Source organism: Ruegeria sp. YKSF131, assembly GCF_059612645.1.
The window spans coordinates 13,375-37,138 of record NZ_JBXWQZ010000047.1 but is presented as its reverse complement, the minus strand read 5'-3'; the positions used below and the strand labels follow the sequence as shown (position 1 = coordinate 37,138).

The 23,764-nt window shown below is 58.4% G+C and carries 22 protein-coding genes; 12 read left to right on the top strand and 10 right to left on the bottom strand.

What is annotated here, in order from left to right; all coding sequences use genetic code 11:
- The 3 genes from hemW to rph form a co-directional block, all read right to left on the bottom strand.
- Positions 1-723, bottom strand: a 723-nt coding sequence (hemW, locus tag AC2FLZ_RS15830; RefSeq protein ID WP_496882394.1) for a radical SAM family heme chaperone HemW, incomplete at its 3' end; no start/stop codon positions are given.
- Positions 713-1,327, bottom strand: coding sequence for an RdgB/HAM1 family non-canonical purine NTP pyrophosphatase (gene rdgB / locus AC2FLZ_RS15825; RefSeq protein WP_480606637.1), 615 nt, complete (start codon positions 1,325-1,327; stop codon positions 713-715). The genes hemW and rdgB, both read right to left, overlap by 11 nt.
- Positions 1,324-2,037 (bottom strand): ribonuclease PH, encoded by a 714-nt coding sequence (rph, locus tag AC2FLZ_RS15820; protein ID WP_267363729.1) that lies wholly within the window; start codon positions 2,035-2,037, stop codon positions 1,324-1,326. The genes rdgB and rph overlap by 4 nt, the downstream gene beginning before the upstream one ends.
- A 112-nt stretch (positions 2,038-2,149) precedes the next feature.
- Here rph and hrcA point away from each other — a divergent pair, with 112 nt between their 5' ends.
- Entirely contained in the window at positions 2,150-3,214 is a 1,065-nt protein-coding gene (gene hrcA, locus AC2FLZ_RS15815) for a heat-inducible transcriptional repressor HrcA (RefSeq protein ID WP_480494022.1), read from the top strand.
- 10 nt (positions 3,215-3,224) lie between these two features.
- Positions 3,225-3,788, top strand: coding sequence for a nucleotide exchange factor GrpE (locus tag AC2FLZ_RS15810; protein ID WP_480494021.1), 564 nt, complete (start codon positions 3,225-3,227; stop codon positions 3,786-3,788).
- A 56-nt stretch (positions 3,789-3,844) separates the two neighbouring features.
- Here AC2FLZ_RS15810 and mutS read toward each other — a convergent pair whose 3' ends face one another.
- The gene (gene mutS, locus AC2FLZ_RS15805) at positions 3,845-6,460 is read right to left on the bottom strand and encodes a DNA mismatch repair protein MutS (protein WP_480624891.1); all 2,616 of its coding nucleotides are present in this window, start codon (positions 6,458-6,460) and stop codon (positions 3,845-3,847) included.
- 161 nt (positions 6,461-6,621) lie between these two features.
- Here mutS and AC2FLZ_RS15800 point away from each other — a divergent pair, with 161 nt between their 5' ends.
- Positions 6,622-8,877, top strand: a complete 2,256-nt coding sequence (locus AC2FLZ_RS15800; protein ID WP_480494020.1) for an NADP-dependent malic enzyme — start codon at positions 6,622-6,624, stop codon at positions 8,875-8,877.
- 3 nt (positions 8,878-8,880) lie between these two features.
- Entirely contained in the window at positions 8,881-9,753 is an 873-nt protein-coding gene (locus AC2FLZ_RS15795) for a ribokinase (RefSeq protein ID WP_480518221.1), read from the top strand.
- Here the strand turns inward: AC2FLZ_RS15795 and msrA are convergent.
- From msrA to AC2FLZ_RS15775, 4 genes are all read right to left on the bottom strand, one after another.
- Positions 9,750-10,421, bottom strand: coding sequence for a peptide-methionine (S)-S-oxide reductase MsrA (msrA, locus tag AC2FLZ_RS15790; protein ID WP_480474382.1), 672 nt, complete (start codon positions 10,419-10,421; stop codon positions 9,750-9,752). The genes AC2FLZ_RS15795 and msrA overlap by 4 nt on opposite strands.
- A 256-nt stretch (positions 10,422-10,677) precedes the next feature.
- Complete coding sequence (locus AC2FLZ_RS15785; RefSeq protein WP_496882393.1) at positions 10,678-10,959, bottom strand: SCP2 sterol-binding domain-containing protein; 282 nt, start codon at positions 10,957-10,959, stop codon at positions 10,678-10,680.
- Positions 10,960-11,038: 79 nt separating this feature from the next.
- The gene (locus tag AC2FLZ_RS15780; protein ID WP_480518265.1) at positions 11,039-11,443 is read right to left on the bottom strand and encodes a DUF1810 domain-containing protein; all 405 of its coding nucleotides are present in this window, start codon (positions 11,441-11,443) and stop codon (positions 11,039-11,041) included.
- Between the two features lie 32 nt (positions 11,444-11,475).
- Positions 11,476-12,702 carry an argininosuccinate synthase gene (locus tag AC2FLZ_RS15775; RefSeq protein WP_496715490.1) on the bottom strand — a complete coding sequence of 409 codons (1,227 nt, stop codon included), beginning with the start codon at positions 12,700-12,702 and terminating at the stop codon, positions 11,476-11,478.
- A 69-nt stretch (positions 12,703-12,771) separates the two neighbouring features.
- Between AC2FLZ_RS15775 and AC2FLZ_RS15770 the strand changes: the two genes are divergently transcribed.
- Both AC2FLZ_RS15770 and ilvA read left to right on the top strand, forming a co-directional pair.
- On the top strand, positions 12,772-13,605 hold the full coding sequence (locus tag AC2FLZ_RS15770; RefSeq protein WP_496882392.1) for a hypothetical protein: 834 nt from the start codon (positions 12,772-12,774) through the stop codon (positions 13,603-13,605).
- 58 nt (positions 13,606-13,663) lie between these two features.
- Positions 13,664-14,890, top strand: coding sequence for a threonine ammonia-lyase IlvA (gene ilvA / locus AC2FLZ_RS15765; protein WP_496882391.1), 1,227 nt, complete (start codon positions 13,664-13,666; stop codon positions 14,888-14,890).
- Here the strand turns inward: ilvA and AC2FLZ_RS15760 are convergent.
- Positions 14,887-15,216, bottom strand: coding sequence for an Hpt domain-containing protein (locus AC2FLZ_RS15760; protein WP_480622666.1), 330 nt, complete (start codon positions 15,214-15,216; stop codon positions 14,887-14,889). The two genes, ilvA and AC2FLZ_RS15760, sit on opposite strands and share 4 nt — an antisense overlap.
- A 162-nt stretch (positions 15,217-15,378) precedes the next feature.
- Between AC2FLZ_RS15760 and AC2FLZ_RS15755 the strand changes: the two genes are divergently transcribed.
- Entirely contained in the window at positions 15,379-16,653 is a 1,275-nt protein-coding gene (locus AC2FLZ_RS15755) for a PP2C family protein-serine/threonine phosphatase (RefSeq protein ID WP_496715487.1), read from the top strand.
- Here the strand turns inward: AC2FLZ_RS15755 and AC2FLZ_RS15750 are convergent.
- Positions 16,650-17,093 carry an NUDIX hydrolase gene (locus tag AC2FLZ_RS15750; RefSeq protein WP_480518209.1) on the bottom strand — a complete coding sequence of 148 codons (444 nt, stop codon included), beginning with the start codon at positions 17,091-17,093 and terminating at the stop codon, positions 16,650-16,652. The two genes, AC2FLZ_RS15755 and AC2FLZ_RS15750, sit on opposite strands and share 4 nt — an antisense overlap.
- A 76-nt stretch (positions 17,094-17,169) precedes the next feature.
- Between AC2FLZ_RS15750 and hslO the strand changes: the two genes are divergently transcribed.
- From hslO to AC2FLZ_RS15725, 5 genes are all read left to right on the top strand, one after another.
- On the top strand, positions 17,170-18,156 hold the full coding sequence (gene hslO, locus AC2FLZ_RS15745; RefSeq protein ID WP_480506871.1) for an Hsp33 family molecular chaperone HslO: 987 nt from the start codon (positions 17,170-17,172) through the stop codon (positions 18,154-18,156).
- Entirely contained in the window at positions 18,149-18,745 is a 597-nt protein-coding gene (locus AC2FLZ_RS15740) for a CoA pyrophosphatase (RefSeq protein WP_480482502.1), read from the top strand. The genes hslO and AC2FLZ_RS15740 overlap by 8 nt, the downstream gene beginning before the upstream one ends.
- Complete coding sequence (locus tag AC2FLZ_RS15735) at positions 18,742-19,896, top strand: CCA tRNA nucleotidyltransferase (protein ID WP_480518207.1); 1,155 nt, start codon at positions 18,742-18,744, stop codon at positions 19,894-19,896. The genes AC2FLZ_RS15740 and AC2FLZ_RS15735 overlap by 4 nt, the downstream gene beginning before the upstream one ends.
- A 191-nt stretch (positions 19,897-20,087) precedes the next feature.
- Positions 20,088-21,926 (top strand): ABC transporter ATP-binding protein, encoded by a 1,839-nt coding sequence (locus AC2FLZ_RS15730; RefSeq protein WP_496882390.1) that lies wholly within the window; start codon positions 20,088-20,090, stop codon positions 21,924-21,926.
- Positions 21,923-23,755, top strand: a complete 1,833-nt coding sequence (locus tag AC2FLZ_RS15725; protein WP_496808957.1) for an ABC transporter ATP-binding protein — start codon at positions 21,923-21,925, stop codon at positions 23,753-23,755. Before AC2FLZ_RS15730 ends, AC2FLZ_RS15725 begins: the two co-directional genes overlap by 4 nt.
- Positions 23,756-23,764: the final 9 nt, after the last annotated feature.

The window sequence follows — 23,764 nt, the reverse complement described above, 5'->3', positions numbered from 1 at the left end:
GGCGGGCAGGCCGTGTTTCTCGCAAATCTCTTGTGTTGCAAGGTACATGTCGGCCGCACTGTCATCTTCGGGCAAGCCGCGCAGCTTTCCGACAGCATAACGATCGCCAAAAGCCGTGCCTTCTTCGATTGTCAGCTGATACAGCGACAGGTGATCCACGGCCATGGACAGCGCTTCGTTCAACTCGGCCCGCCAAGCGTCCAACGTTTGGTGTTGCCTGGCATAGATCAGGTCAAAGCTCACCCGTTCAAAACAATCACGGGCGATGTCAAAAGCAGCGCGGGCCTCGGCCAAAGTGTGAATTCGCCCCAAGCGGCGCAGGTCTTCGTCGTTGAGCGCCTGCACGCCCATCGATATCCGGTTGACGCCTGCATCACGATAGGCCGCGAACCGCCCGGCCTCGACTGATCCGGGATTTGCCTCCAGCGTGATTTCCATGGTGTTGGAGGGGTGCCAGAGCGCACGGGCCTCACTGGTCACTGCGGCAACGGTTTCCGGGTCCATCAGAGACGGGGTTCCACCGCCGAAAAAAATCGTGTTCAGCACCCGATCCGGGGTTTCGGCGGCTGAGCGCCGCAATTCGCTCAGATAGGCGTCAAGCCATTGTTTTTGATCAATGTTTCTGGAAACATGGCTGTTGAAGTCGCAATAGGGGCACTTGGCCTCGCAAAAAGGCCAATGCACGTAAAGGCCAAAGCCCCCGTTGCGCCAATCATCCGCCAAAGCAGCCTTTCACGAACTTCTCAACCGCGCGTCCGCGATGGCTGATCTTGTTCTTTTCCCAGCGATCCATCTCGGCAAAGGTAATGTCGTATCCTTCGGGAACAAACATCGGATCATAGCCGAATCCACCTTCGCCGCGGATGGGCCAGACCAGATGACCAGGGGCAACACCTTCAAACACTTCATCGTGCCCATCAGGCCAGGCCAGCACCAGTGTGCTGCGGAATTGCGCGGTGCGGGGGTGGGGGGCATTCTTTGCCTCAAGCTCATTATGGGCGCGGGTCATCGCCATCAGGAAGTCGCGACCGTTGCCGGTTTCGGCCCAATCAGCGGTATAAACACCCGGCGCGCCGTCCAGCGCGTCGATGGTGATTCCAGAATCGTCTGACAGGGCGGGCAGCCCGGTGGCCTTTGCGGCGGCGTGGGCCTTGATCCGGGCGTTGCCGACAAAGGTGTCCTCGGTCTCTTCCGGTTCAGGCAGGTCCATGTCCGCCGCACCCACAACCGTCACGCCAAAAGGTTCGAGGAGATGCGCCATCTCCTCAAGCTTGCCTTTGTTGTGGGTCGCGACCAGAAGCCTGTCGCTGTCAAACTTACGGGTCATGCGGTGGCGGCTTTCTGGGCTGCGGCCAGCTCGGCAACGCCTTTTTCCGCCAGATCCACCAGCTGATCCATCTGGGCGCGGCTGAATACAGAACCTTCGGCGCTCATCTGGACCTCGATCAGTTTGCCTGACCCGGTCATGATAAAGTTGCCGTCGACACCGGCCTCGCTGTCTTCGGGATAGTCGAGATCCAGAACAGGCTGGCCCGCATAGATACCGCAGGACACGGCGGCGACCGGATCAACCAGCGGATCTGAAATCACGTCACCTGCCTTCATCAGTTTGTTGACGGCCAATCGCAGAGCAACCCAGCCGCCGGTGATCGAGGCACAGCGGGTGCCGCCATCGGCCTGGATCACATCGCAATCAACCGTGATCTGACGTTCGCCAAGTGCAACCCGGTCGACGCCGGCCCGCAGGGCGCGACCGATCAGGCGCTGAATTTCCACCGTACGGCCACCTTGCTTGCCCGAGGCCGCTTCACGCCGCATCCGGGTGTTGGTTGCGCGGGGCAGCATACCGTATTCGGCGGTGACCCAGCCAAGCCCCGAACCCTTGATGAAAGGGGGTACGCGATCTTCGATCGTGGCGGTGCATAGCACATGGGTATCGCCCATCTTGATCAGGCAGGAACCTTCGGCATGTTTGGTGAACCCCGTTTCGATTGAAACGGCGCGCATTTCACTTAAGTCTCTTCCAGAGGGTCGCATGGGAAATCCTTTGTTTGCTGGGTTGGGGATACCGCCCCGCAGCGTTACGATGCAACCCCGATTGACCTTTCATTTGCCTGCTATTTAATGACGAACCAGCAGGGGAAGACGCATGAGCGAAGCGAGCAAAATTTTGGACGAGATGAATGACCGGTCGCGCGAGGTGTTCCGGTTGATCGTCGAAAGTTATCTGGAAAGCGGAGAGCCGGTCGGAAGCCGAACCCTGACGCGCAGCCTGTCGGAAAAGGTCAGTGCCGCAACCGTGCGCAATGTGATGCAGGACCTGGAGTTTCTGGGTCTTCTGGACAGCCCGCATATCAGCGCGGGTCGGGTACCGACGCAGCAAGGACTGCGTATGTTCGTGGACGGTTTACTTGAGGTTGGCGATCTGGGCGTCGACGACAAGCAAAAACTGGAAGAAACATTAGGCTCTAACGCGGGCGATGTTGGCGGAATGCTGGATCGGGTCGGGTCAGCTTTGTCACACCTGACGCAAGGTGCGTCGCTGGTCCTGACACCAAAGCATGAAGCAGAAATCAAGCATATCGAGTTTGTTTCCTTGGGGCATGACAAGGCTTTGGTGGTTCTGGTCTTTTCGGACGGCCATGTCGAAAATCGTCTGTTCACACCACCACCCGGCCAGACGCCCAGTTCGATGCGCGAGGCCGCGAATTTTCTGAATGCGCTGATCGAGGGGCGCACGCTTAGCGAAGTACGCCGTCAGATGCAGAAACAGATTCAGGCGCGCAAGCAGGAAATCGATGTATTGGCGCGCGAGCTGGTCGAAAGCGGGCTGGCCGCTTGGGACGGAGACGGAGCCGACTCGGCCCGTCTGATCGTGCGGGGACGGGCGAATCTGTTGAACGAACCCGGCCAGGCCGGAGAGCTGGAGCGTATTCGCAGCCTGTTTGATGATCTGGAACGCAAGCGCGACATCGCGGATTTCCTTGAATTGACGGAAAGCGGCGAGGGTGTGCGCATTTTTATTGGGTCTGAGAACAAACTTTTCTCACTTTCGGGTTCCTCTTTGGTGGTGTCTCCATATATGAACGCTGATCGAAAGATAATCGGTGCGGTCGGGGTCATCGGGCCCACGCGTCTGAATTATGGACGGATCGTGCCGATCGTGGATTATACGGCGCAACTGGTCGGCAAGCTGATATCCGACCGGAGCTAGAGGGTAAGAGATGGCAGAGCCCAAGAACGAAGATTTTCTGGACGATATCATGGCGGCAGAAGCGGAAGAGCTGGCCGAGGAGTTTGCTGAGATCAGTGACGAGGCGCTCGAGCTGGACGAGCTGCGCGCCGAGCGGGATGAGTATAAAGACAAATTCATGCGCGCGCTTGCCGATGCCGAGAACGCACGCAAACGTGGCGACAAGGCGCGCCGCGATGCCGAGCAGTATGGCGGTTCCAAGCTGGCCCGTGATATGCTGCCCGTTTACGACAACATGAAGCGCGCACTTGAGGCCGCGACTGACGAGCAGAAAGAGGTCGCCGCCGGGCTGCTGGAGGGCGTCGAACTGACCATGCGTGCCCTGAAGGATGTGTTCCAGAAACACGGGATCGAAGTGATTACGCCCCAGGTTGGCGACCGGTTTGATCCGAATGTGCACGAAGCAATGTTCGAGGCCCCGGTGCCGGGCACGCGGGCAGGGGACATCATTCAGGTGTCTGCCGAGGGTTTCATGCTGCACGACCGCCTGTTGCGTCCGGCTCAAGTCGGGGTCTCTTCAACGCCAGCAAGCTGATTGGCTTTTCAAAGCCAAGCCTTCGGCGAGAGTATTTTTGAAAAGATGAAGGGCGGTCAGGATCTGGCCGCCTCTTTCAGTTTGTAGATCAGATCCAGCGCTTCGCGCGGGGTCAGTTCGTCGGGCAGGACACCCTCCAATATCTTGGTCACTGGCGAAGTTTTCGGTGCGGGCGGGGGTGGCGGCGCGGCTGCTGAGAACAGCGGCAGGTCATCAATCAGCGCTTTTTGTTTGCCGCCTTCGCGTTCGGTTTTTTCAAGCTGGTCCAGAACCATCCGGGCACGTTCGACAACAGAAGCGGGTAAACCGGCTAGTTGCGCAACCTGCACCCCATAAGACCGGTCAGCCGCGCCCTTGTGAACCTCGTGCAGGAAGATGACTTCGCCATCCCACTCTTTGACCGCTACGGTGGCGTTATCGACACCTTCGAGTTTACCGGCCAAAGCCGTAAGCTCATGATAATGCGTGGCAAACAATGCGCGACATTTGTTGGCCGCGTGCAGGTGTTCCAATGTGGCCCAGGCAATCGAGAGGCCATCATAGGTGGCGGTACCACGGCCGATTTCGTCCAGGATCACCAATGCACGGTCATCGGCCTGATTCAGGATGGCGGCGGTTTCCACCATTTCGACCATGAACGTCGACCTCCCCCGCGCCAGATCGTCCGAGGCTCCTACGCGGCTGAACAGCTGACTGATGACGCCGATATGCGCCTCTTCGGCCGGGACATAGCTGCCCATTTGGGCAAGCAGTGCGATCAGGGCGTTCTGGCGCAGAAAGGTTGATTTACCGGCCATGTTCGGACCCGTCAGTAACCATATAGCCGCACCGTCTTGGACACTCAGATCGCAATCATTGGAAATGAATGCACCGCCACTTTGCTGCCGGAGGGCGTGTTCCACAACCGGATGGCGACCACCCTGCACATTGAATGCGCGAGAGCCGTCAACCTTTGGACGGCACCAGTTTTCACCCCGCGCAAGATCAGCCAAGGCGGTCGTCAAGTCCAGTTCGGCAAGCCCGCGGGCGGCCTGATTCAATCGGGCAGCGAGGTCCAGTATCGCGCCAGAAAGCCTTTGATAGAGCCGCTTTTCAATCTCCAGCGCCAGATTTCCGGCGTTCAGGATACGAGTTTCGATCTCGGACAGTTCGACGGTTGTAAACCGCACCTGGTTGGCTGTCGTCTGGCGATGAATATAGGCTTCGCTAAAGGGAGGGTTCAGCATCTTTTCGGCATGGGTGGCCGTGGTTTCGATGAAATAGCCCAGCACGTTGTTGTGCTTGATTTTCAGCGAGGTGATGCCGGTGTGTTCGACGTATTTTCGTTGAAACCCGGCGATGACGGACCGGCCTTCGTCGCGCAGGGTGCGGGCCTCGTCCAGTTCAGTATCAAAACCTGGCGCGATAAAGCCTCCGTCGCGGGTCAGAAGCGGGGGTTCGGCCACCAGCGCTTCGTCCAGCAAAGTCAGCAAGTCATCGAAACCAACAAGGTTCTGAAGCGCGGTCGCCAGCAACACAGGCAAATCCTGATCGGTGCAGATTTCGGCAATCGTGGCCGCCTGTGTCAGCCCGTTGCGTATGGCTGTCAGGTCACGAGGTCCGCCGCGCTCGAGTGACAAACGCGACAGGGCGCGGTCCAGATCCGGGGTTTTGCGCAAGGCTTCGCGCAGATCAGACGCGATCAAGCTGTCACCAGCGGCGAAACTGACTGCGTCAAACCGGGCATGGATCACATCCAGATTTCGAGAAGGGCTTGAAAGCCGCTGTTCCAGCAATCGCGCGCCGCCGGGGGTAACAGTCCGGTCAACGACAGAAAGAAGCGATCCTGCGCGCCCGCCAGACAGGGAACGGGTCAGCTCAAGGTTTCGACGCGTTGCAGCGTCGATCTGAACGACTCGATCCTCAGTTTCTTTCAGCGGCGTTTGCAGCAGGGGCAGTTTGCCCTTTTGCGTAATCTCCAGATAGTCGATCAGCGCACCCATCGCGGACACTTCGGCGCGGCCGAAATTGCCGAACGCGTCCAAGGCACCCACGTGAAACAGCCCGCAGATGCGCTTTTCCGCCGCCGTGCTGTCGAAACTGGCGCGCCCGACCGGCGTCAGTGAAATCCCCAGATCAAGCAGCGTTTCGTTCAGCTTTTCCTGCGTTCCATCGGCCACGATCAGTTCGGAGGGCGCAAGCCGGGCAAGCTCGGGGCTGAGCCGGACCGAGGTCAGGGGCATCACGTGAAACGCGCCCGTTGATATATCCGCCCAGGCAAGCGCGGCCTCGTCCCGGACCTCGGCATAGGCAGCCAGAAAGTTGTGTCGGCGCGCCTCAAGCAACGCATCCTCGGTCAGTGTTCCGGGCGTGACGAGTCGCACGACATCACGTTTTACGACCGATTTAGAGCCTCTTTTCTTTGCTTCAGCCGGGCTTTCCAACTGTTCGCAGACCGCAACGCGAAAGCCCTTGCGGATCAGGGTCAGAAGGTACCCTTCGGCTGAATGCACCGGCACGCCGCACATCGGGATGTCTTCGTCATTGTGCTTGCCGCGCTTGGTCAGCGCGATATCCAGCGCCTCGGCAGCGTTGACGGCATCCTCGAAAAACATCTCATAGAAATCACCCATGCGATAAAACAGCAGGGCATCCGGGTGGGCCTCTTTGATTTCGAGGTATTGCGCCATCATTGGCGTGACTGTGGACAAAAGCGGCCCCCTTTTGGCGTATTCCGGGCGCGACCTTACAAATCCCGCATCTTCTGTAAAAGCCGAAAACTCATTCTCGTTGAGGCGGGCGTTCTCCTGCGCTATGAGGCGTCAGCCCTGAAGTCATGGAAACGACATTTAAGATGCCCAAAGCGAAGATCACCAAAGAAGAGGCATTGGCCTTTCACCTGGACCCCACCCCCGGCAAGTGGGAGGTGCAGGCCACCGTCCCCATGACAACGCAGCGAGATCTGTCGCTGGCCTACAGCCCGGGTGTGGCCGTTCCCTGCGAGGCTATCGCGGAAAACCCGGAAACGGCCTATGATTATACCAACAAGGGCAACCTGGTGGCCGTAATCTCGAACGGGACGGCGGTGTTGGGCCTTGGTAACCTCGGCGCGCTGGGCTCGAAACCGGTGATGGAAGGCAAATCAGTCCTGTTCAAACGGTTCGCCGATGTGAACTCGATCGATATCGAGCTGGACACCGAAGACCCGGATGAATTCTGCCGTGCAGTGCGTCTGATGGGGCCAACCTTTGGCGGCATCAATCTGGAAGACATCAAGGCGCCCGAGTGTTTCATCATCGAACAGCGACTGAAGGAAGAGATGGACATCCCCGTCTTTCACGATGACCAGCACGGCACGGCCGTGATCTGTGCGGCGGGCCTGCTGAACGCGCTGCATATCTCGGGCAAGAAGATCGAGGACGTGAAAATCGTTCTGAATGGCGCAGGTGCCGCGGGGATTGCCTGTATCGAACTGCTCAAGGCAATGGGCGCGCGGCATGAAAACTGCATTGTCTGCGATACCAAGGGCGTGATCTATCAGGGCCGGACAGAGGGCATGAACCAGTGGAAATCGGCCCACGCGATCACAACCGACTTGCGCACATTGGAAGACGCGATGAAGGGGGCGGATGTGTTCCTGGGTGTTTCGGTGAAAGGCGCGGTCACGCAGGATATGGTTGCCAGCATGGCCGACAATCCTGTCATCTTTGCGATGGCCAACCCCGACCCCGAGATTACTCCGGAAGAAGCGCACGAGGTTCGCGTGGATGCGATCGTTGCCACCGGGCGCAGCGATTATCCAAACCAGGTGAATAACGTTTTGGGCTTCCCCTACCTGTTCCGAGGCGCGTTGGACATTCATGCCCGCGCCATCAATGATGAGATGAAGATCGCCTGTGCCCACGCACTTGCCAATCTGGCGCGCGAGGATGTGCCGGATGAGGTCGCAATGGCCTATGGCAAGTCGCTGACCTTTGGGCGTGACTATATCATCCCTACTCCGTTCGACCCGCGTTTGATCCACCGTATCCCGCCGGCCGTTGCAAGGGCGGGGATGGACACCGGTGCCGCGCGCCGTCCGATCATCGACATGGACGCGTATGAGCTGAGTCTGAAATCCCGGATGGACCCGACCGCCAGCATCCTGCGCGGTCTGAACGCCCGTGCGCGTCAGGCGCAAAGCCGCATGATTTTCGCCGAGGGCGACGATCCCCGGGTATTGCGCGCAGCGGTCATGTATCAGCGGTCAGGTTTCGGCAAGGCGCTTGTGGTGGGTCGGCCAGACGATGTTAAGGCCAAACTGGAAGCCACGGGCCTGGGCGACGCTGTACGCGAAATTGAGGTCGTGAATGCCGCCAATACCACGCATCTCGAAACCTATTCGAACTTCCTGTATCAGCGCTTGCAGCGTAAGGGATTTGACCGCAAAGATATTCACCGTCTGGCCGCACGGGACCGGCATGTGTTTTCGTCGCTGATGCTGGCCCATGGGCATGGTGACGGTCTGGTCACCGGCGCAACCCGCAAGTCTGCGCATGTGCTCGACCGGATCAACCATGTGTTTGATGCCGATGCCGCCAATGGTGCCGCCGGTGTGACAGCTTTGCTGCATAAAGGCCGGATTGTCCTGATTGGCGACACACTGGTGCATGAATGGCCTGACGAAAACGATCTGGCGAATATTGCCGAACGTTCGGCCGCAGTTGCCCGGCATATGGGGTTGGAGCCCCGCGTGGCTTTTGTCAGCTTCTCAACTTTTGGCTATCCGGTGTCAGAACGTGCTGAAAAGATGCACCGGGCCCCGGCTGTGCTGGATCGGCGCGGCGTTGACTTTGAATACGAGGGTGAAATGACGGTGGACGTTGCCCTGAACGTCGAACAGCAAACGGCCTATCCGTTCTCGCGCCTGACCGGTCCGGCGAATATCCTGATCGTTCCGGCCCGGCATTCGGCATCAATCTCGACCAAGCTGATGCAGGAAATGGGTGGAGCCACCGTGATTGGCCCGATCCTGTCAGGCATCGACAAGCCGATCCAGATCTGCTCGACCGTCTCGACCGCGAACGATATTCTGAATATGGCCATTCTGGCCTCTTGCGACATCGGATAAATCATGACGATCTGGAATCTCGGCTCGATCAACGCGGATATGGTCTATGACCTGCCGCATCTGCCTGCGCCGGGGGAAACCCTGGCCGCCCGTAGGCTGGATCGGTTTCTGGGCGGCAAGGGGGCCAACATGTCGGTGGCCGCTGCGCGTGCGGGATCACGCGTCAGCCATATAGGTGCCGTGGGGCCCGATGGGCGCTGGGCCAAGGATCGACTAACAGAATATGGTGTGGATACACGCCATATCTCTGAGGTGGATGTTCCCACGGGCCACGCCATCATTGCGGTGGATGCCGAGGGTGAAAACCTGATTATCCTGTATCCCGGCGCCAATCACGCATTGGAACCCGCCCATCTGGGGCAGGCGCTGGCCTCGGCAAACACCGGTGATCTGCTGATCTTGCAGAATGAAACCAATGCCCAGGTCGAAGCGGCGCAGCTGGGGCGCAAGCTTGGCTTGACCGTCTGTTATGCCGCAGCCCCGTTTCAGGCACAGGCCGTTCAGGGCGTTCTGCCTTTTCTGGATTTTCTGATCCTGAATGAGGTGGAGGCCGAGCAACTGCGTCAGGAAACCGGTCTGAGCATCGCCGATCTGCCTGTTCGGCATGTCATCGTTACCCTCGGCTCAAAAGGCGCGAGGTACTTGCAGCAGGGCAACGATCCGGTCGAGTTTCCCGCGCATAAGGTGCGGGCGGTGGATACCACAGGGGCAGGCGACACCTTCACCGGCTATGTGCTGGCAGGCATGGATCGCGGAATGCCAATGGAACAGGCCATATTGCAGGCAAACCGCGCCGCAGCTCTGATGGTCATGCGGCACGGAACGGCGGATGTCATTCCCGATCTGAAAGAAGTGCGTGACGCATCCTTTGACTAGGACCCTGCAAATGGCGCTTCCCCGCCCCAAAGCTGCTTGACGCGCGCGTCACGACCACAGGCTTTGCGATACGCTTTGTAGGCGTTGTGCTGACGCTTTGGTCCAAAGCGGGTAAGGACCAGTTTGTTGCCTTTGTAATAATTCTGATGATACGCCTCGGCGGGGTAAAAGGGTCCTGCGCTCAGAACCGGGGTGACAATGGTCTGCCCCAGCGCTTGCTGCGCGTCTGTTTTGGCTTGTTCCGCCAGCGCCTTTTCTCCTGTGTTAGAGACGAATATCGCAGTTCGATAGCTTTCGCCCCGGTCGCAGAACTGGCCACCGGCGTCTGTCGGGTCAACCGACCGGAAAAACATGCTCAGCAACGATGCGCGAGAAACCCGCGCCGGATCGAACGTGATCTGAACCGCCTCGTAATGGCCGGTCCCCCCTTTTGAAACCTGATCATATGTCGGGTCCGCAGATGTCCCGCCGGTGTACCCCGACACCGCATCGATAACGCCGGGCACGGATTCGAAATCGGATTCCACGCACCAGAAACACCCTCCGGCCACCGTCAGCGTTTCGGTTCCTGCAGCCGGGGCAGGCAGCGCGCGCAACAGGGCAGCCAATGCAATCAGTGTAAACAGAAGGGCTGGTCTGACGGTTTCGAAATAAGCAGTCCGCATCATGTCAGGTCTCCTTTTAAGATGAGATTGACGCGGGTTCGACCGCCTTGCAATTGCCTGTCATGCAATGTCACGCGCTGGTGAGACGAGTTTATCGTCTGCGATCACCTGTATACGGCTCATTTGATGGGTGGGCGAAACCTCCGCTCATTTGCAACAGATCATGCGCGACAGGTATCCCGATGCGGAACTGCGATACACCGCGGGTGGAACCGCCAGTCCGGCTGGACTCGGACCAAAGGCCAGCTTTGCGGCAAATTCAGCCCAGCAGTTGCCCCAGCTTCATCGCAACACCCATATTGCCCGAGATCTTGAGCTTGCCCAAAGCAACGCCGGTCACGGGGTTCAGCTTTCCGGTCAGCAGCTTGGTCAGGTTTTCCTGCGAGATGCGGATTGTGCAATCCGTGTCCCGGTCCTGCGTCGATGCCTGATTGTCCGCCAGAACAATCACACCGTCCGCGCCGCAATCGAATTTGAGCGAACCGTCAAAGCTTTTGCCGTTCAGCCCTTTTTGAATTCCATCGGCGATGTCCTGAAGCATTCGGGATCCTTTCACGGTTTCCGAATGCGTAATGCGTCAGGTGCCGAACAGGCAAGGCTGACCCAACTGGAACTTCTGATCACGATGCGCCGAGGATCTGAACCGTCCGGTCACAAGGCTTACCGCCATAGAAGGCGTCCAGAACAGCACGAAACTCGGGCGGAGCATCTGCCACAGACGAAAACAATGTCATCGAAGATCGCAGCTTTTTCGCGTCAATCCCGCCCAGAATGTCGCTGGCATCGCGTCCTGCGTGCAGCAACATCAGCGAGGCCGCCTGCCTAAGCCGGTCGCGCAGTTCCGGGTGGTTCAGATAGCGTGTCGCCTCGTCCAGATCTTCAATGCCGTAGAGCTGTGCCATATGGGATTGGCCTAGCTCGGCCAGTTGCGGAAACACGAACCACATCCAGTGGCTGGTTTTCTGCCCCTGTTCAAGTTCGCGCAGGACATCGGCCCAAACCGTGTCCTGCGCCTCGATGAACATGTCGAGTTCGTCGTCGCTATCGTCTTCGTCGATCACTTGGACAGGCGCTTGTTGCGCGCAGCCAGCAGTTTCAGACGCAGCGCATTCAGTTGGATAAAGCCTGCCGCATCTTTCTGATCGTACGCACCTGCATCCTCTTCGAAGGTCACATGCGCCTCAGAGTACAGCGAATGATCCGACCAGCGACCCACGGTCGAGGCCAGACCTTTGTACAGCTTCACGCGAACGGTGCCGGTGACATGCTCTTGCGACCTGTCGATGGCGGCTTGCAGCATCTCGCGCTCGGGGCTGTACCAGAAACCGTTATAGATGAGTTCCGCATATTGCGGCATCAGCTGGTCTTTCAGATGCATCGCGCCACGATCCATGGTGATGGATTCAATGCCACGGTGCGCTTCCAGCAGGATGGTGCCGCCGGGTGTCTCGTAGATACCGCGCGACTTCATGCCTACAAAACGGCCTTCGACCAGGTCCAGACGGCCAATACCGTGCTTGCCGCCGTATTCGTTCAGCTTGGTCAGGATCGTAGCCGGGCTCATCGTCTCGCCGTTGATGCTGACCGCGTCGCCTTTTTCAAAGCCGATCTCGATGAACTCAGGCTCGTTCGGGGCGTCCTCGGGGTGGACGGTTCGCTGATAGACATAGTCGGGCGCCATATCGGCAGGGTCTTCCAGAACCTTGCCCTCGGATGAGGTATGCAGCAGGTTCGCATCGACCGAGAACGGCGCCTCACCACGCTTGTCCTTGGCAATCGGAATCTGGTTCTGCTCGGCGAATTCAAGCAGCTTGGTACGGCTGGTCAAATCCCACTCGCGCCAAGGGGCGATCACCTTGATATCGGGGTTCAGCGCATATGCTGCCAGTTCGAACCGGACCTGGTCATTGCCTTTGCCGGTTGCACCATGGGCGACGGCATCAGCACCGGTTTCGGCAGCGATCTCAATCAGGCGTTTCGAGATCAGCGGCCGCGCGATCGAGGTGCCCAGCAGGTACAGACCTTCATATTGCGCATTGGCACGGAACATCGGGAAGACGAAATCGCGGACGAATTCCTCGCGGATATCCTCGATATAGATGTTCTCGGGCTTGATCCCCAGCAATTCGGCCTTTTGGCGCGCGGGCTCCAGCTCCTCGCCCTGACCCAGATCGGCAGTGAAGGTCACGACCTCACAGCCATACTCGGTCTGCAGCCATTTCAGAATGATCGAGGTATCAAGGCCACCGGAATAGGCCAGAACAACTTTCTTGGGCGCGGACATCTGACTTCCCTTTATGCGTAGAACGATTGGCCCCTAGCGGGTTTTGGACGCGGGGGCAAGTTGTGAGGATTGACGCAGTACCTGAAATGGGGTGAAACGGGTGCAGAGAATAACAAGCATTGGTTGAAGGGGCGGTTTAAAATGTTGGGATGGCAGATTTTCTTGCATTCTGTGCGGATGGTATTTGGAAACATCAAGCAGGTGCTACAGATAACGGTTGGCCCTGCTCTAATTGCGACAATCATCATCGTGGGCGTGTTTTTGGCGCTTGGTATTCCGCTTGAGGCGCTTGAAGACAACACAGGCGCGTTGCCGCCAGGTGCAACCGCAGGTTCAGCCTTTGTCTTTGTGGTCGTTTTACTGGCGGTAATGTCCGTTACCATGTTCTGGATCGCGGTGTCATGGCACCGCTTCATCCTGATGGAAGAATATCCCACGGGAATACTCCCGACATTCCGCTTCGACAGGATTCTGGCCTATTTCGGTCGCTTTCTGATGTTGGGAATTTTGATGGCCATTGCATTCCTTCCGATGGGCTTTGTTATGTCAGCACTGAGTGGCGGCTCAATCGGATTCGCGCTTGTCGCTGTTTATGCCATCTTTCTGGTTGTCTGCTTTTATCGCCTTTCTATCGTCTTGCCAGCGGCAGCTATCGGGCACCCGGCGACTCTGGCAGATGTATGGAACAGCACTCAGGGTGCATCGGGGGCTATTATTGTTCTTTTGATCGTGAATTTTCTGTTCCAATTTCTGGTTCAGCTAATATTCACCGGGTTGGCGTTTATTCCTCTGTTAGGCATCTTACTGACATTGTTTTTTGGAATGCTGATCCTGCCGTTGATCAACGTCAGCATCCTGACAACCATGTATGGCATCTTTATTGAAAAACGCCAACTCTCCTGACCCGCGTACACATATGTATTCCTTGCCCTTATCGCGCTGATGGGGCAGGGAATGCCGCATGACTGACTTCATGACTCGCGCCCGCGCCGCCGAAAAGGCGATGCGCTCTGTCTTCCCGGCAACGCCGTTGCAGCGCAATGCCCACCTGTCCGACCGTTACGGGGCGGATATCTGGCTCAAGCGCGAAGACCTGAGCCCGGTGCGCTCCTACAAGATCCGCGGTGCGTTCAACGCAATGCGCAAGCAGCAGGGGCAGGACCTGTTCGTCTGTGCCAGCGCGGGCAATCACGCGCAGGGCGTGGCCTTCATGTGCAAGCATCTGGGCGTCCGGGGCGTGATCTTCATGCCGGTCACGACGCCTCAGCAGAAGATCCAGAAAACCCGCATTTTTGGCGGGGATAACGTCGAGATTCATCTGATCGGTGACTATTTCGATGACACGCTCGCTGCCGCTCAGGCGTGGTGCGTACAGCAGGGCGGGTATTTCCTGTCGCCTTTTGACGATGCCGATGTGATCGAAGGACAGGCGTCGCTGGCGGTTGAAATCGAAAGGCAGATGGGCGGTGCGCCCGATCACGTTGTGCTTCCCGTGGGCGGAGGCGGCATGTCTGCCGGTGTGGCTACATGGTTCGGGGATCGCACCCATTGCCTGTTCGTCGAACCGGCCGGAGGGGCCTGTCTGCGCGCAGCCCTGGCGGCGGGGCATCCTGTTTCGCTGGATCGAGTGGATACCTTTGTCGATGGCGCGGCGGTCGGGCGGATCGGTGAAAAGCCGTTCGAGTTGTTGAAATCACGTCACCTGTCGGATGTTCTGGTCCTGTCCGAGGATCGTATCTGCACCACCATGATCGAGATGCTGAATGTCGAAGGCATCGTGCTGGAACCTGCGGGGGCGCTGGCGATCGAGGCAGTAGGCGATATCCAAAGCTTTGTGCGCGGAAAGACCGTAGTCTGCCTGACATCCGGCGGCAATTTCGATTTCGAACGCTTGCCCGAGGTCAAGGAACGCGCACAGCGGTATTCCGGTGTGAAAAAGTACTTCATCTTGCGCCTGCCGCAGCGACCCGGTGCCCTGAAGGAGTTCCTGAATATTCTCGGCCCCGAGGATGATATCGCGCGGTTTGAATACATGAAGAAATCGGCGCGCAATTTCGGTTCGGTTCTGATCGGGATCGAAACCCGCAAGCCCGAAAACTTCATGCGCCTGTTTGCCCATCTGGACGATTCCGGGTTCACCTATACCGACATCACCGAGGACGAGACGCTGGCACAGTTCGTGATCTAGCTCAGGTTCTTGTTCAGCTCAGCTTCAAACATGGTTTTCGAGCTGTTGAAAGCGGCCAAAAGCGCCGGCAGATCAACCTCGGCCCCTTGCCCTGCTGCGGCCTGCCGTTCCCCATCCTGGCAGAGTTTCGAGAATTGATCGAACCCCAGGCTCAACGCGCTTCCTTTCAGGAAATGCAGGTTCTGTTCCAGCTCGGCCCGGTTGGTATCGCGGCGCAGGCGGGTGATCACGTCCTGCACCTCTTCCAGAAATATCTCTACCACCTCATCGAATTCCTCGGGGCCGACTTCATCCCGCAACTGCCTGACTCTGGCCCAGTGGATCATCCTATACACCAGCTAATGAATGGTCATGGTTCTGAATAGACGCGTCCGGTAAAAAGCAGGTTAACGGGGCCACGCTTCGGCAATCGTCACTCTTCACCGGATGTTAAATCAGTCGGCGATAGGGTCGCCATAAGTGACGAAACTCATCAGAGCTGAGGGTAAATGGTGCCGGGGGCGAGTCTTGAGGAAACCAGAACTGATCTGGATTTCGGCGCGATCCGCACGGTGCTGGTGGTGGATGACAGCCGCTTGCAACGGCGCATTCTGGTGGCCTCGCTCAGGAAATGGGGGTTCGAGGTGATCGAGGCCGATACAGGCCATGCCGCTTTGGCGCTTTGTGTCGATAATCCGCCCGATCTTGTGCTGAGCGACTGGGTCATGCCGGGGATGAGCGGCCTTGAATTCTGCTGTGCCTTTCGGGCCTTGGAAACGGATCAATACAGCTATTTCATCCTTCTGACATCCAAAAGCGAAAAGCAGGAAGTCGCGCGCGGTCTGGATGCCGGGGCCGACGATTTTCTGATCAAGCCGCTTGAGGCGGACGAACTGCGCGCCCGGATTTCAGCTGGTGCGCGCATTCTGGACATGCAGCGCGAGCTCTCCCAGAAAAACCGCCTGATTGAATCCGCGCTCAAGGAACTCAGGCTTGCGCATGACGCGATCGACAAGGACCTGATGCAGGCGCGGAAAATTCAGGAATCGCTGGTTCCCGAACTGACCCGGACATTCGGCAAATCGCGGGTCAGTTTGTTGCTGAAACCTTGTGGTCATATCGGCGGTGATCTGGTGGGGATGTTCTCGCCCGGGGTGAACCGGCTTGGGTTCTACAGCATCGACGTATCCGGGCATGGTATCACCTCGGCCATGATGACGGCGCGATTGGGGGGATATCTGTCCAGCAAGCATTTCGATCAGAACGTCGCGATGGAGCGGAGGTTCGACAAGTTTTACGCACTTCTGCCACCAGAACATGTGGCTGAAACGCTCAATTCCCGGCTGATGGCCGATGAAGGTATCGAAGAGTATTTTACGATGGTCTACGCCATCGTCGACCTGCGCAACGGGCATCTGAAGATGGTGCAAGCCGGGCATCCGCATCCCCTGCTGCTGCGGCAGGGTGGTCGCGCTGAGTTTCTTGGTGACGGAGGCTTGCCCATAGGATTGATCGAAGATGCGAGCTTTCGACAAATCGAAACGCAGATGCAGCCCGGCGACAAGCTGCTTTTGTACTCGGACGGGTTTACCGAATGCCAACTGGCTGGTGGCGGTTTGTTGGACGAAGACGGTTTGCGTCAGATGGCCCAACAGAGCATCTCGGAAAGGGGCGGGTCAGAGTTTCTGGACGACTTGTTCTGGCGTTTGACGCAAGTGATGTCACCGAAAGACGGTATCGGAGACGACGTCTCGGCCGTCTTCTTTGAATATAACGGACCTTAAAGCGAGCCGAGGTGTATTTCGGCAAAATGCCGGTCACCGTCATTTCCCAGTAAACCGACGGCGTCGGCGGTTTCCATCCACAACGCTTCGTGAAACGCCTCGGTCGGCGGGCCTATGCGGCGTACGGGGTGGGCGCGATAGATCAGGCAGACCTTCTCGGCCCACAGGTCGTATTCCGGCATATAAGTGAAGCGTCGAAAGGCGCCAATCCGTCGAGGTGCAGCAATAAGCCACCCGGTTTCTTCAAAGACTTCACGATGCAGGGCGGTAACAGGTGATTCGCCCGGATCAATACCACCGCCGGGCAATTGCAGGTCGGGTCCGGGTTCTGTCTGGCAGGTCAGCAAAAGGTGACTTCTGCGGGGCAAAAGTGCGTAAACACCGACCCGTCGCGTGTATTTCCGCCCCGGCTCTGGGGTTTCACCGAACCGCCTGATCATGTATGGCCCCTTAAAACCTAATCTGTTCGACCTATATGGTGCCGGTATGCCAACCTGTGGCGCGTAAGGAAACCCCATGTCTCTTGGAACGAAAATCGCGTGGGACGATACCGTCCTGCCCTTTCAACTCGATGTATCGGATATGCGTGGCCGTGTGGCTCGTCTGGATGGTGTGCTGGATGGCATCCTGAAGCAGCATGACTACCCCGAACAGGTCGAGGCGCTGGTGGCCGAGATGGCCCTGCTGACCGCATTGATCGGGCAGACGGTTGCGCTGCGCTGGAAGCTGTCGTTGCAGGTGCAGTCCAAGGGGCCGGTGCGCATGATTGCGACCGACTATTACGCACCCAAGACCGAAGGCCACCCTGCGCAGATCCGGGCCTATGCCAGCTTTGACCGTGAACGTCTAACCAATTCAGCACCCTTCGACCAAGTGGGCGAGGGGTACTTTGCCATCATGATAGATCAGGGCAAAGGCACGCAGCCCTATCAGGGCATCACTCCGCTGACCGGGGCCTCTCTCAGCGCCTGCGCCGAGGCCTATTTTGCGCAGTCCGAACAGCTGCCAACCCGGTTCTCGCTGAGCTTTGGCAAATCGACCGAGCCCGGCGTGAATGAACACTGGCGTGCCGGTGGTATCATGTTGCAGCATATGCCCAAAGCCTCGCCATTCGCCGCCTCGGGGGAAGGCAATGGCGAGATTCTGACCGCCAGCGATCTGGTCGACGGCGAAGAGGGCGAAAACTGGGGCCGGGTCAATATCCTGCTGGACACAGTCGAGGATCTTGAGTTGATCGGTCCTTCAATTGCGCCGACTGAATTGTTGGTCCGGCTATTCCACGAAGAACAGCCACGGGTCTATGATGCGCAGTCCGTGCAGTTTGGCTGCACCTGCTCCGAAGACCGGGTACGGCAGAGCCTGTCGATCTATTCGGCAAAGGACCTCGAAAAGATGACGACGCCCGAAGGTCAGGTCACTGCCGATTGCCAGTTCTGCGGCGCACATTACGTGCTTGATCCGTCAACGGTTGGCTTTGAAGCCGAAGACCGCAAGGGTGCTTGACCCGATTGAACAGATCCGGACGGCACTGCGCCGTCCCGGTCACGGGTCCAGCGACTTTGACCTGAACCCGGACACTGTCCTGCCGCCCGGGCGCCGCCTGCGCCCGGCGGGGGTTCTGGTTGCAATCTCGCTTGCAGATGACACCCCTCGGGTGATTCTGACGAAACGGTCCTCGGCCCTCAAACACCATCCGGGTCAGATCGCGTTCCCCGGCGGCAAACAGGATGAAGGGGATGCAGATGTCACGGCTACGGCCCTGCGCGAAGCACAGGAAGAGATTGGTCTTCCCGCGGATCTTCCAGAAATTCTGGGTTACCTGCCGACGCATGAAACAGTCACCTCTTTCACGGTTACACCCGTGGTGGCCGTTCTTCGAAAGGGATTCCAACCTGTTCCGGAACCCGGCGAAGTCGACGAAGTCTTTTCGACCCCCCTTGCGCATCTCTTGAATCCCAAGAACTATCTGGTTGAATCGCGCCGCTGGCGTGGCCAGAAACGCAGATATTACACAGTTCCGTACGGCCCTTATTACATATGGGGCGCGACGGCCCGCATATTGCGCGGGCTTGCTGCACGGGTGAATGAATGATGCAGATTGAAGAACTTTGGGTCAGCGAACCGGCGACCCAAAAGGTATGCGCCGCCCTGACCTCATCCGGGGCGCAAGCGCTTTTTGTGGGCGGGTGCGTGCGCAATGCGCTGCTGGGCGCGCCGGTTTCGGATATCGACATTGCCACTGACGCCCGGCCTGAACAGGTTGTCGAGATGGCGCAGGCTGCGGGCCTCAAGGCCATCCCCACCGGTATCGACCATGGCACGATTACAGTGGTCAGCGCCGGTATCCCGCACGAGATCACCACTTTCCGGCGTGACGTCGAAACTGATGGCCGCCGCGCCGTCATCGCCTTTTCCGATCACGTCGAAGAAGATGCCGCGCGGCGCGACTTTACCATGAATGCGCTTTATGCACTGCCAGATGGCACCGTGTTAGACCCGCTTGGCGGACTTCCCGACCTTCAGGCCCGGCGCGTGCGGTTCATCGGCGAGGCTCAAGATCGCATTCGCGAAGACTATCTGCGGTCACTGCGCTATTTCCGGTTTCACGCCTGGTATGGTGACCCGGATGCCGGTTTCGACCCGGACGCGCTGGCTGCCATTGGTGCCAATCTTGATGGGCTGACCTCGTTGTCGCGGGAACGCGTCGGGGCCGAGCTGCTGAAACTGCTGGGCGCGCCTGATCCGGCCCCGGCCATTGCGACGATGCGCAGCACCGGCGTATTGGCGCAATTGCTGCCGGGCGCGGATGACCGGTCGCTGGCACCGCTGGTCGCTTTGGAAAATGCGGCAGGTGCCGAGCCGAACCCCCTGCGTCGTCTGGCGGCTATCGCGACGCCCGATGATGCCGCAACCCTGCGCCTGAGCCGTTCGCAACTGCAACGCCTGACCGGAATGCGGACCGAAGCGCAGTCAACCACCAGCGTGGCTGAACTGGGCTATCGGTATGGTGACGAAGGCGGTTTGAACAAAACCCTTTTGCGGTGCGCCTTCTTTGAACAACCCTGGTCCGAAAACTTCAGACAGGACCTGCACGCAGGTGCAGCCGCGCGTTTCCCGATACAGGCCAGGGACCTGATCCCCGGGTTCACCGGCCCGGCGCTGGGCCAGAAACTGGCTGAGCTTGAAAGCCTCTGGATCGCGTCGGGTTTTGAGCTGTCACGCGAAGACTTGCTTGCAAGCTGATGTTTAGTCTCAAAAGGGGATGACAACTTTTGCCCATTGTGGTTAGGTGCGCCCGTCATATGGATGGAGGAATGCGAATGTATTACGGGATCTGGTTCGGCTAAAGCCGGGACACTTGCCCCGTAAAGGGTGGTGTTCAGGCGCCATCTGTCTTCGCATGTCTTTTTCTCTGCTCAATCGGAGCACACTCCATGTTTCGCTATTTCGAAAACCTTGTTGACCCTTTTGTCGCCTATCATGAGGCTGACACGCCGCCGACCCGGCTGTGGCCGTTCCTGCTGGGCTATTCGCGCCCGTTCTATCGGGTGTTTGTCTGGGCTGCGCTGATTTCCATTATCGTCGCCGGTGTCGAGATCGGGTTGATCTATTATATGGGTCGTGTCGTCGACCTGTTGGGCGGTACCCCAACCGAGGTTTGGCAGAACCACGGGACCGAGCTGTTGTTGATCGCGGCCTTTGTCCTGTTTCTGCGCCCTTTGTTGCATCTTGTCGATGTACTGATCCTGAACAACACGATCCTGCCGAACTTTGGCACTCTGATCCGATGGCGCGCCCATAAACACGTTCTGCGTCAGTCGGTTGGCTGGTTCGAAAACGATTTTGCAGGGCGGATTGCCAACCGGATCATGCAGACACCGCCCGCAGCGGGTGAGGTGATCTTTCAGGTCTTTGACGCGATTTCCTTTTCACTAGCCTACCTGGTCGGTGCGGCGATCCTGCTTTATGTAGCGGATGCGCGCCTGTTGATCCCGCTGCTGATCTGGTTTGTGTTCTACGCGATGCTGGTGCGCTGGACGGTTCACCGTGTCGGGCCGGCCTCCAAGGCGGCCTCCGATGCGCGGTCAACTGTTACCGGCCGCGTCGTGGACAGCTATACCAACATTCATTCCGTCAAGATGTTCGCCCATGGCCCGCAAGAGCTGGACTATGCCCGCGAAGCAATCGAGGAAACCCGCCGGACATTCCAGATCGAGATGCGGATTTTCACCATCATGGATGCGGTTCTGGTTACCCTGAACGGGGTGCTGATCGTGGGTGTCGTGGGCTGGGCAATTGCCTTGTGGATGCAGGGTTCCGCTTCGGTCGGCGTCGTCGCGGCAGCAACCGCACTGACCCTGCGCCTGAACGCCATGACCGGATGGATCATGTGGGCGCTGACCAGCTTTTTCCGCCAGCTTGGTATCGTGGCTGAGGGGATGGAGACCATTGCCCAACCCATCGATCTGCTTGACGCGCGCGAGGCCAAACCCCTGCGGTTGACCAGGGGTGAGATCCAGATCCGCAATCTCTCGCACCATTACGGGCGCGAGGCCGGTGGGCTTGACCACATCAACCTGACCATTCAGCCCGGCGAAAAAGTCGGTCTCATTGGGCGGTCGGGTGCCGGGAAATCGACTCTGGTAAAGCTGCTTTTGCGGTTTTATGACGTCGAACGCGGTGCCATTCTGATTGATGATCAGAACATAGCGGATGTCACACAGGACAGTCTGCGCAGCCATATCGGCATGGTCCAGCAAGATAGTGCGTTGCTGCATCGCTCTGTGCGTGACAACATCCTTTACGGTCGTCCGGACGCGACCGAGGCGCAGATGATTGCCGCAGCCAAACAGGCCGAAGCGCACGCGTTCATCCTTGACCTGCAAGACCCGCAGGGGCGCACCGGGTATGATGCGCATGTGGGTGAGCGGGGCGTAAAGCTGTCTGGTGGTCAGCGGCAGCGGGTAACGCTGGCCCGGGTGATCCTGAAGGACGCGCCAATCCTCTTGCTGGACGAGGCGACATCGGCGCTGGATTCCGAGGTCGAAGCATCAATTCAGGAAACGCTCTACGGAATGATGCAGGGCAAGACCGTGATCGCAATCGCCCACCGTCTCAGCACCATTGCGCAGATGGATCGCATTCTGGTGATGGACGGGGGCCGCATCGTCGAAGAGGGCGCGCATTCTGATCTATTGGCGCAGGGTGGCCTTTACGCGCAGTTCTGGGCGCGGCAATCTGGCGGCTTCATGAACCCGGAGGCCGCTGAATGAAGATTGCCGATCTCATCTATCCGTTCAGGACCACAGAAACGCCCCCGCCGCAGACATTGGGGGCGTTCATTCGCTGGAGCCTTTCGGGCGCGTGGCCCATGCTGTTTGTCGCCGCGTTCTTTTCGGCCCTGGCTGGCGCGATGGAGGCTGGAACAGCGTGGATTCTGGGGCGTGTGATCGATGTGGCAACATCCAGCGGGCCCGAGCATTTCATGACCGCCGGGAATATGTGGATGATCTTTGGGGCGGTGGTGTTCTTCATGCTGCTGCGCCCGATCCTGTTTGGGCTGTCTTCGATTTCGAACAACTATATCGTGATGCCCAACATCACGCCTTTGGTGCTGGCCAAGCTGAACCGCTGGACGCTGGGCCAGTCTGTCACCTATTTCGACGATGATTTCGCCGGGCGCATTGCCCAGAAACAGATGCAGACGTCGAACGCCATGGCCTCGGTCGTGTCCGAAACGATCAGTGCGATTGTGTTTGCGTTGGCGTCGCTAGCGGGCTCTTTGCTTTTGTTAGGGTCTATTCATCCTTTGGTGATGCTGCCCTTTGCAGCCTGGCTGGTGGTCTATTTCCTTCTGGTGCGCTGGTACCTGCCGCGTATTCGCATACGCTCGGCTGCACGTGCAGGGGCGCGGGCGATGGTTTCGGGGCAGGTGGTCGACACGATCACCAACATCAAAACCGTCAAGCTTTTTGCGCACTCGGATTTCGAAGATCAGGCCGCGCGGCACTCGATGGTCGAGCTGCGGAAAAAATCACTGGCGTTCGGCAAGCTGTCGGCCAGTTTCCGGTTCATCCTGATGGCGCTTGCCGGCATTCTGCCTGTTCTCCTGCTGGGGGCGACGCTGTGGTTATGGCAGTTCGGAATGGCAACCGCCGGTGACATCGTTGCCGCTGGCGCGGTGTCGGTTCGGATTTCGCAGATGACCGGATGGGTCAGCTTCACGTTGATGGGGCTCTATGCCAATGTGGGTGAGATCGAAAACGGGATGAAGACGCTGGCCAGACGGGACAGGGTCGAGGATGCGCGCAGCGCGAAAGATCTTGATGTAACCGAAGGATCCATCTCGTTCGAAGATGTCAGTTTTGCTTACGGCCGGGACGTCGGCGGTGTTACGGACCTGACGCTCACCGTGCAACCGGGCGAAAAGCTGGGAATTGTCGGTGCCTCAGGGGCGGGCAAATCAACACTCGTTTCGCTTCTTCTTCGGCTCTATGACAGGGAAAACGGCGCTATTTGCATCGATGGGCAGGACGTGTCGCAAGTCACGCAGGACAGTTTGCGCCGCCAGATCGGCATGGTCACGCAGGAAACGGCGATGTTCAACAGGTCCGCCCGCGAAAACATCCTCTATGGCCGCCCGGACGCGTCCGAGGCCGAGTTGATCAAGGCCGCAATCAAGGCCGAAGCGCATGACTTCATCCTGAGCCTCAAGGACGCCCAGGGCCGTACCGGCTATGACGCTCATCTGGGCGAGAGAGGTGTAAAGCTCAGCGGTGGTCAAAGGCAACGGATCGCCCTTGCACGCGCTATTCTTAAGGACGCACCCATTCTGGTTCTGGACGAGGCAACCTCAGCCCTTGATTCCGAGGTCGAGGCGTCGATTCAATCGGCGCTTCACCGGGTGATGCAGGGCAAAACCGTTCTGGCCATCGCCCACAGATTGTCAACGCTCAGCGAGATGGACCGGATCATCGTTCTGGATCAGGGGCAAATCGTGGAAACCGGAACCCACGAAGACCTTTTGGATCAGGGCGGGCTTTACGCCCGGTTCTGGCATCGGCAATCTGGTGGCTTCATTCAGGCAGAAGCTGCCGAATAAGGGTTTTGT

What these genes read in the sequence shown, in the direction of transcription:
- AC2FLZ_RS15760 (WP_480622666.1), bottom strand. Translation starts at nt 15,216, where the DNA reads ATGATCCACTGGGCCAGAGTCAGGCAGTTGCGGGATGAAGTCGGCCCC.
- hslO (WP_480506871.1), top strand. Translation starts at nt 17,170, where the DNA reads ATGTCTCTTGGAACGAAAATCGCGTGGGACGATACCGTCCTGCCCTTT.
- AC2FLZ_RS15780 (WP_480518265.1), bottom strand. Translation starts at nt 11,443, where the DNA reads ATGTTCATCGAGGCGCAGGACACGGTTTGGGCCGATGTCCTGCGCGAA.
- AC2FLZ_RS15735 (WP_480518207.1), top strand. Translation starts at nt 18,742, where the DNA reads ATGATGCAGATTGAAGAACTTTGGGTCAGCGAACCGGCGACCCAAAAG.
- AC2FLZ_RS15750 (WP_480518209.1), bottom strand. Translation starts at nt 17,093, where the DNA reads ATGATCAGGCGGTTCGGTGAAACCCCAGAGCCGGGGCGGAAATACACG.
- AC2FLZ_RS15755 (WP_496715487.1), top strand. Translation starts at nt 15,379, where the DNA reads ATGGTGCCGGGGGCGAGTCTTGAGGAAACCAGAACTGATCTGGATTTC.
- ilvA (WP_496882391.1), top strand. Translation starts at nt 13,664, where the DNA reads ATGACTGACTTCATGACTCGCGCCCGCGCCGCCGAAAAGGCGATGCGC.
- rph (WP_267363729.1), bottom strand. Translation starts at nt 2,037, where the DNA reads ATGCGACCCTCTGGAAGAGACTTAAGTGAAATGCGCGCCGTTTCAATC.
- AC2FLZ_RS15785 (WP_496882393.1), bottom strand. Translation starts at nt 10,959, where the DNA reads ATGCTTCAGGACATCGCCGATGGAATTCAAAAAGGGCTGAACGGCAAA.
- AC2FLZ_RS15810 (WP_480494021.1), top strand. Translation starts at nt 3,225, where the DNA reads ATGGCAGAGCCCAAGAACGAAGATTTTCTGGACGATATCATGGCGGCA.
- rdgB (WP_480606637.1), bottom strand. Translation starts at nt 1,327, where the DNA reads ATGACCCGTAAGTTTGACAGCGACAGGCTTCTGGTCGCGACCCACAAC.
- hrcA (WP_480494022.1), top strand. Translation starts at nt 2,150, where the DNA reads ATGAGCGAAGCGAGCAAAATTTTGGACGAGATGAATGACCGGTCGCGC.
- msrA (WP_480474382.1), bottom strand. Translation starts at nt 10,421, where the DNA reads ATGATGCGGACTGCTTATTTCGAAACCGTCAGACCAGCCCTTCTGTTT.
- AC2FLZ_RS15795 (WP_480518221.1), top strand. Translation starts at nt 8,881, where the DNA reads ATGACGATCTGGAATCTCGGCTCGATCAACGCGGATATGGTCTATGAC.
- mutS (WP_480624891.1), bottom strand. Translation starts at nt 6,460, where the DNA reads ATGATGGCGCAATACCTCGAAATCAAAGAGGCCCACCCGGATGCCCTG.
- AC2FLZ_RS15800 (WP_480494020.1), top strand. Translation starts at nt 6,622, where the DNA reads ATGCCCAAAGCGAAGATCACCAAAGAAGAGGCATTGGCCTTTCACCTG.
- AC2FLZ_RS15725 (WP_496808957.1), top strand. Translation starts at nt 21,923, where the DNA reads ATGAAGATTGCCGATCTCATCTATCCGTTCAGGACCACAGAAACGCCC.
- AC2FLZ_RS15775 (WP_496715490.1), bottom strand. Translation starts at nt 12,702, where the DNA reads ATGTCCGCGCCCAAGAAAGTTGTTCTGGCCTATTCCGGTGGCCTTGAT.
- AC2FLZ_RS15730 (WP_496882390.1), top strand. Translation starts at nt 20,088, where the DNA reads ATGTTTCGCTATTTCGAAAACCTTGTTGACCCTTTTGTCGCCTATCAT.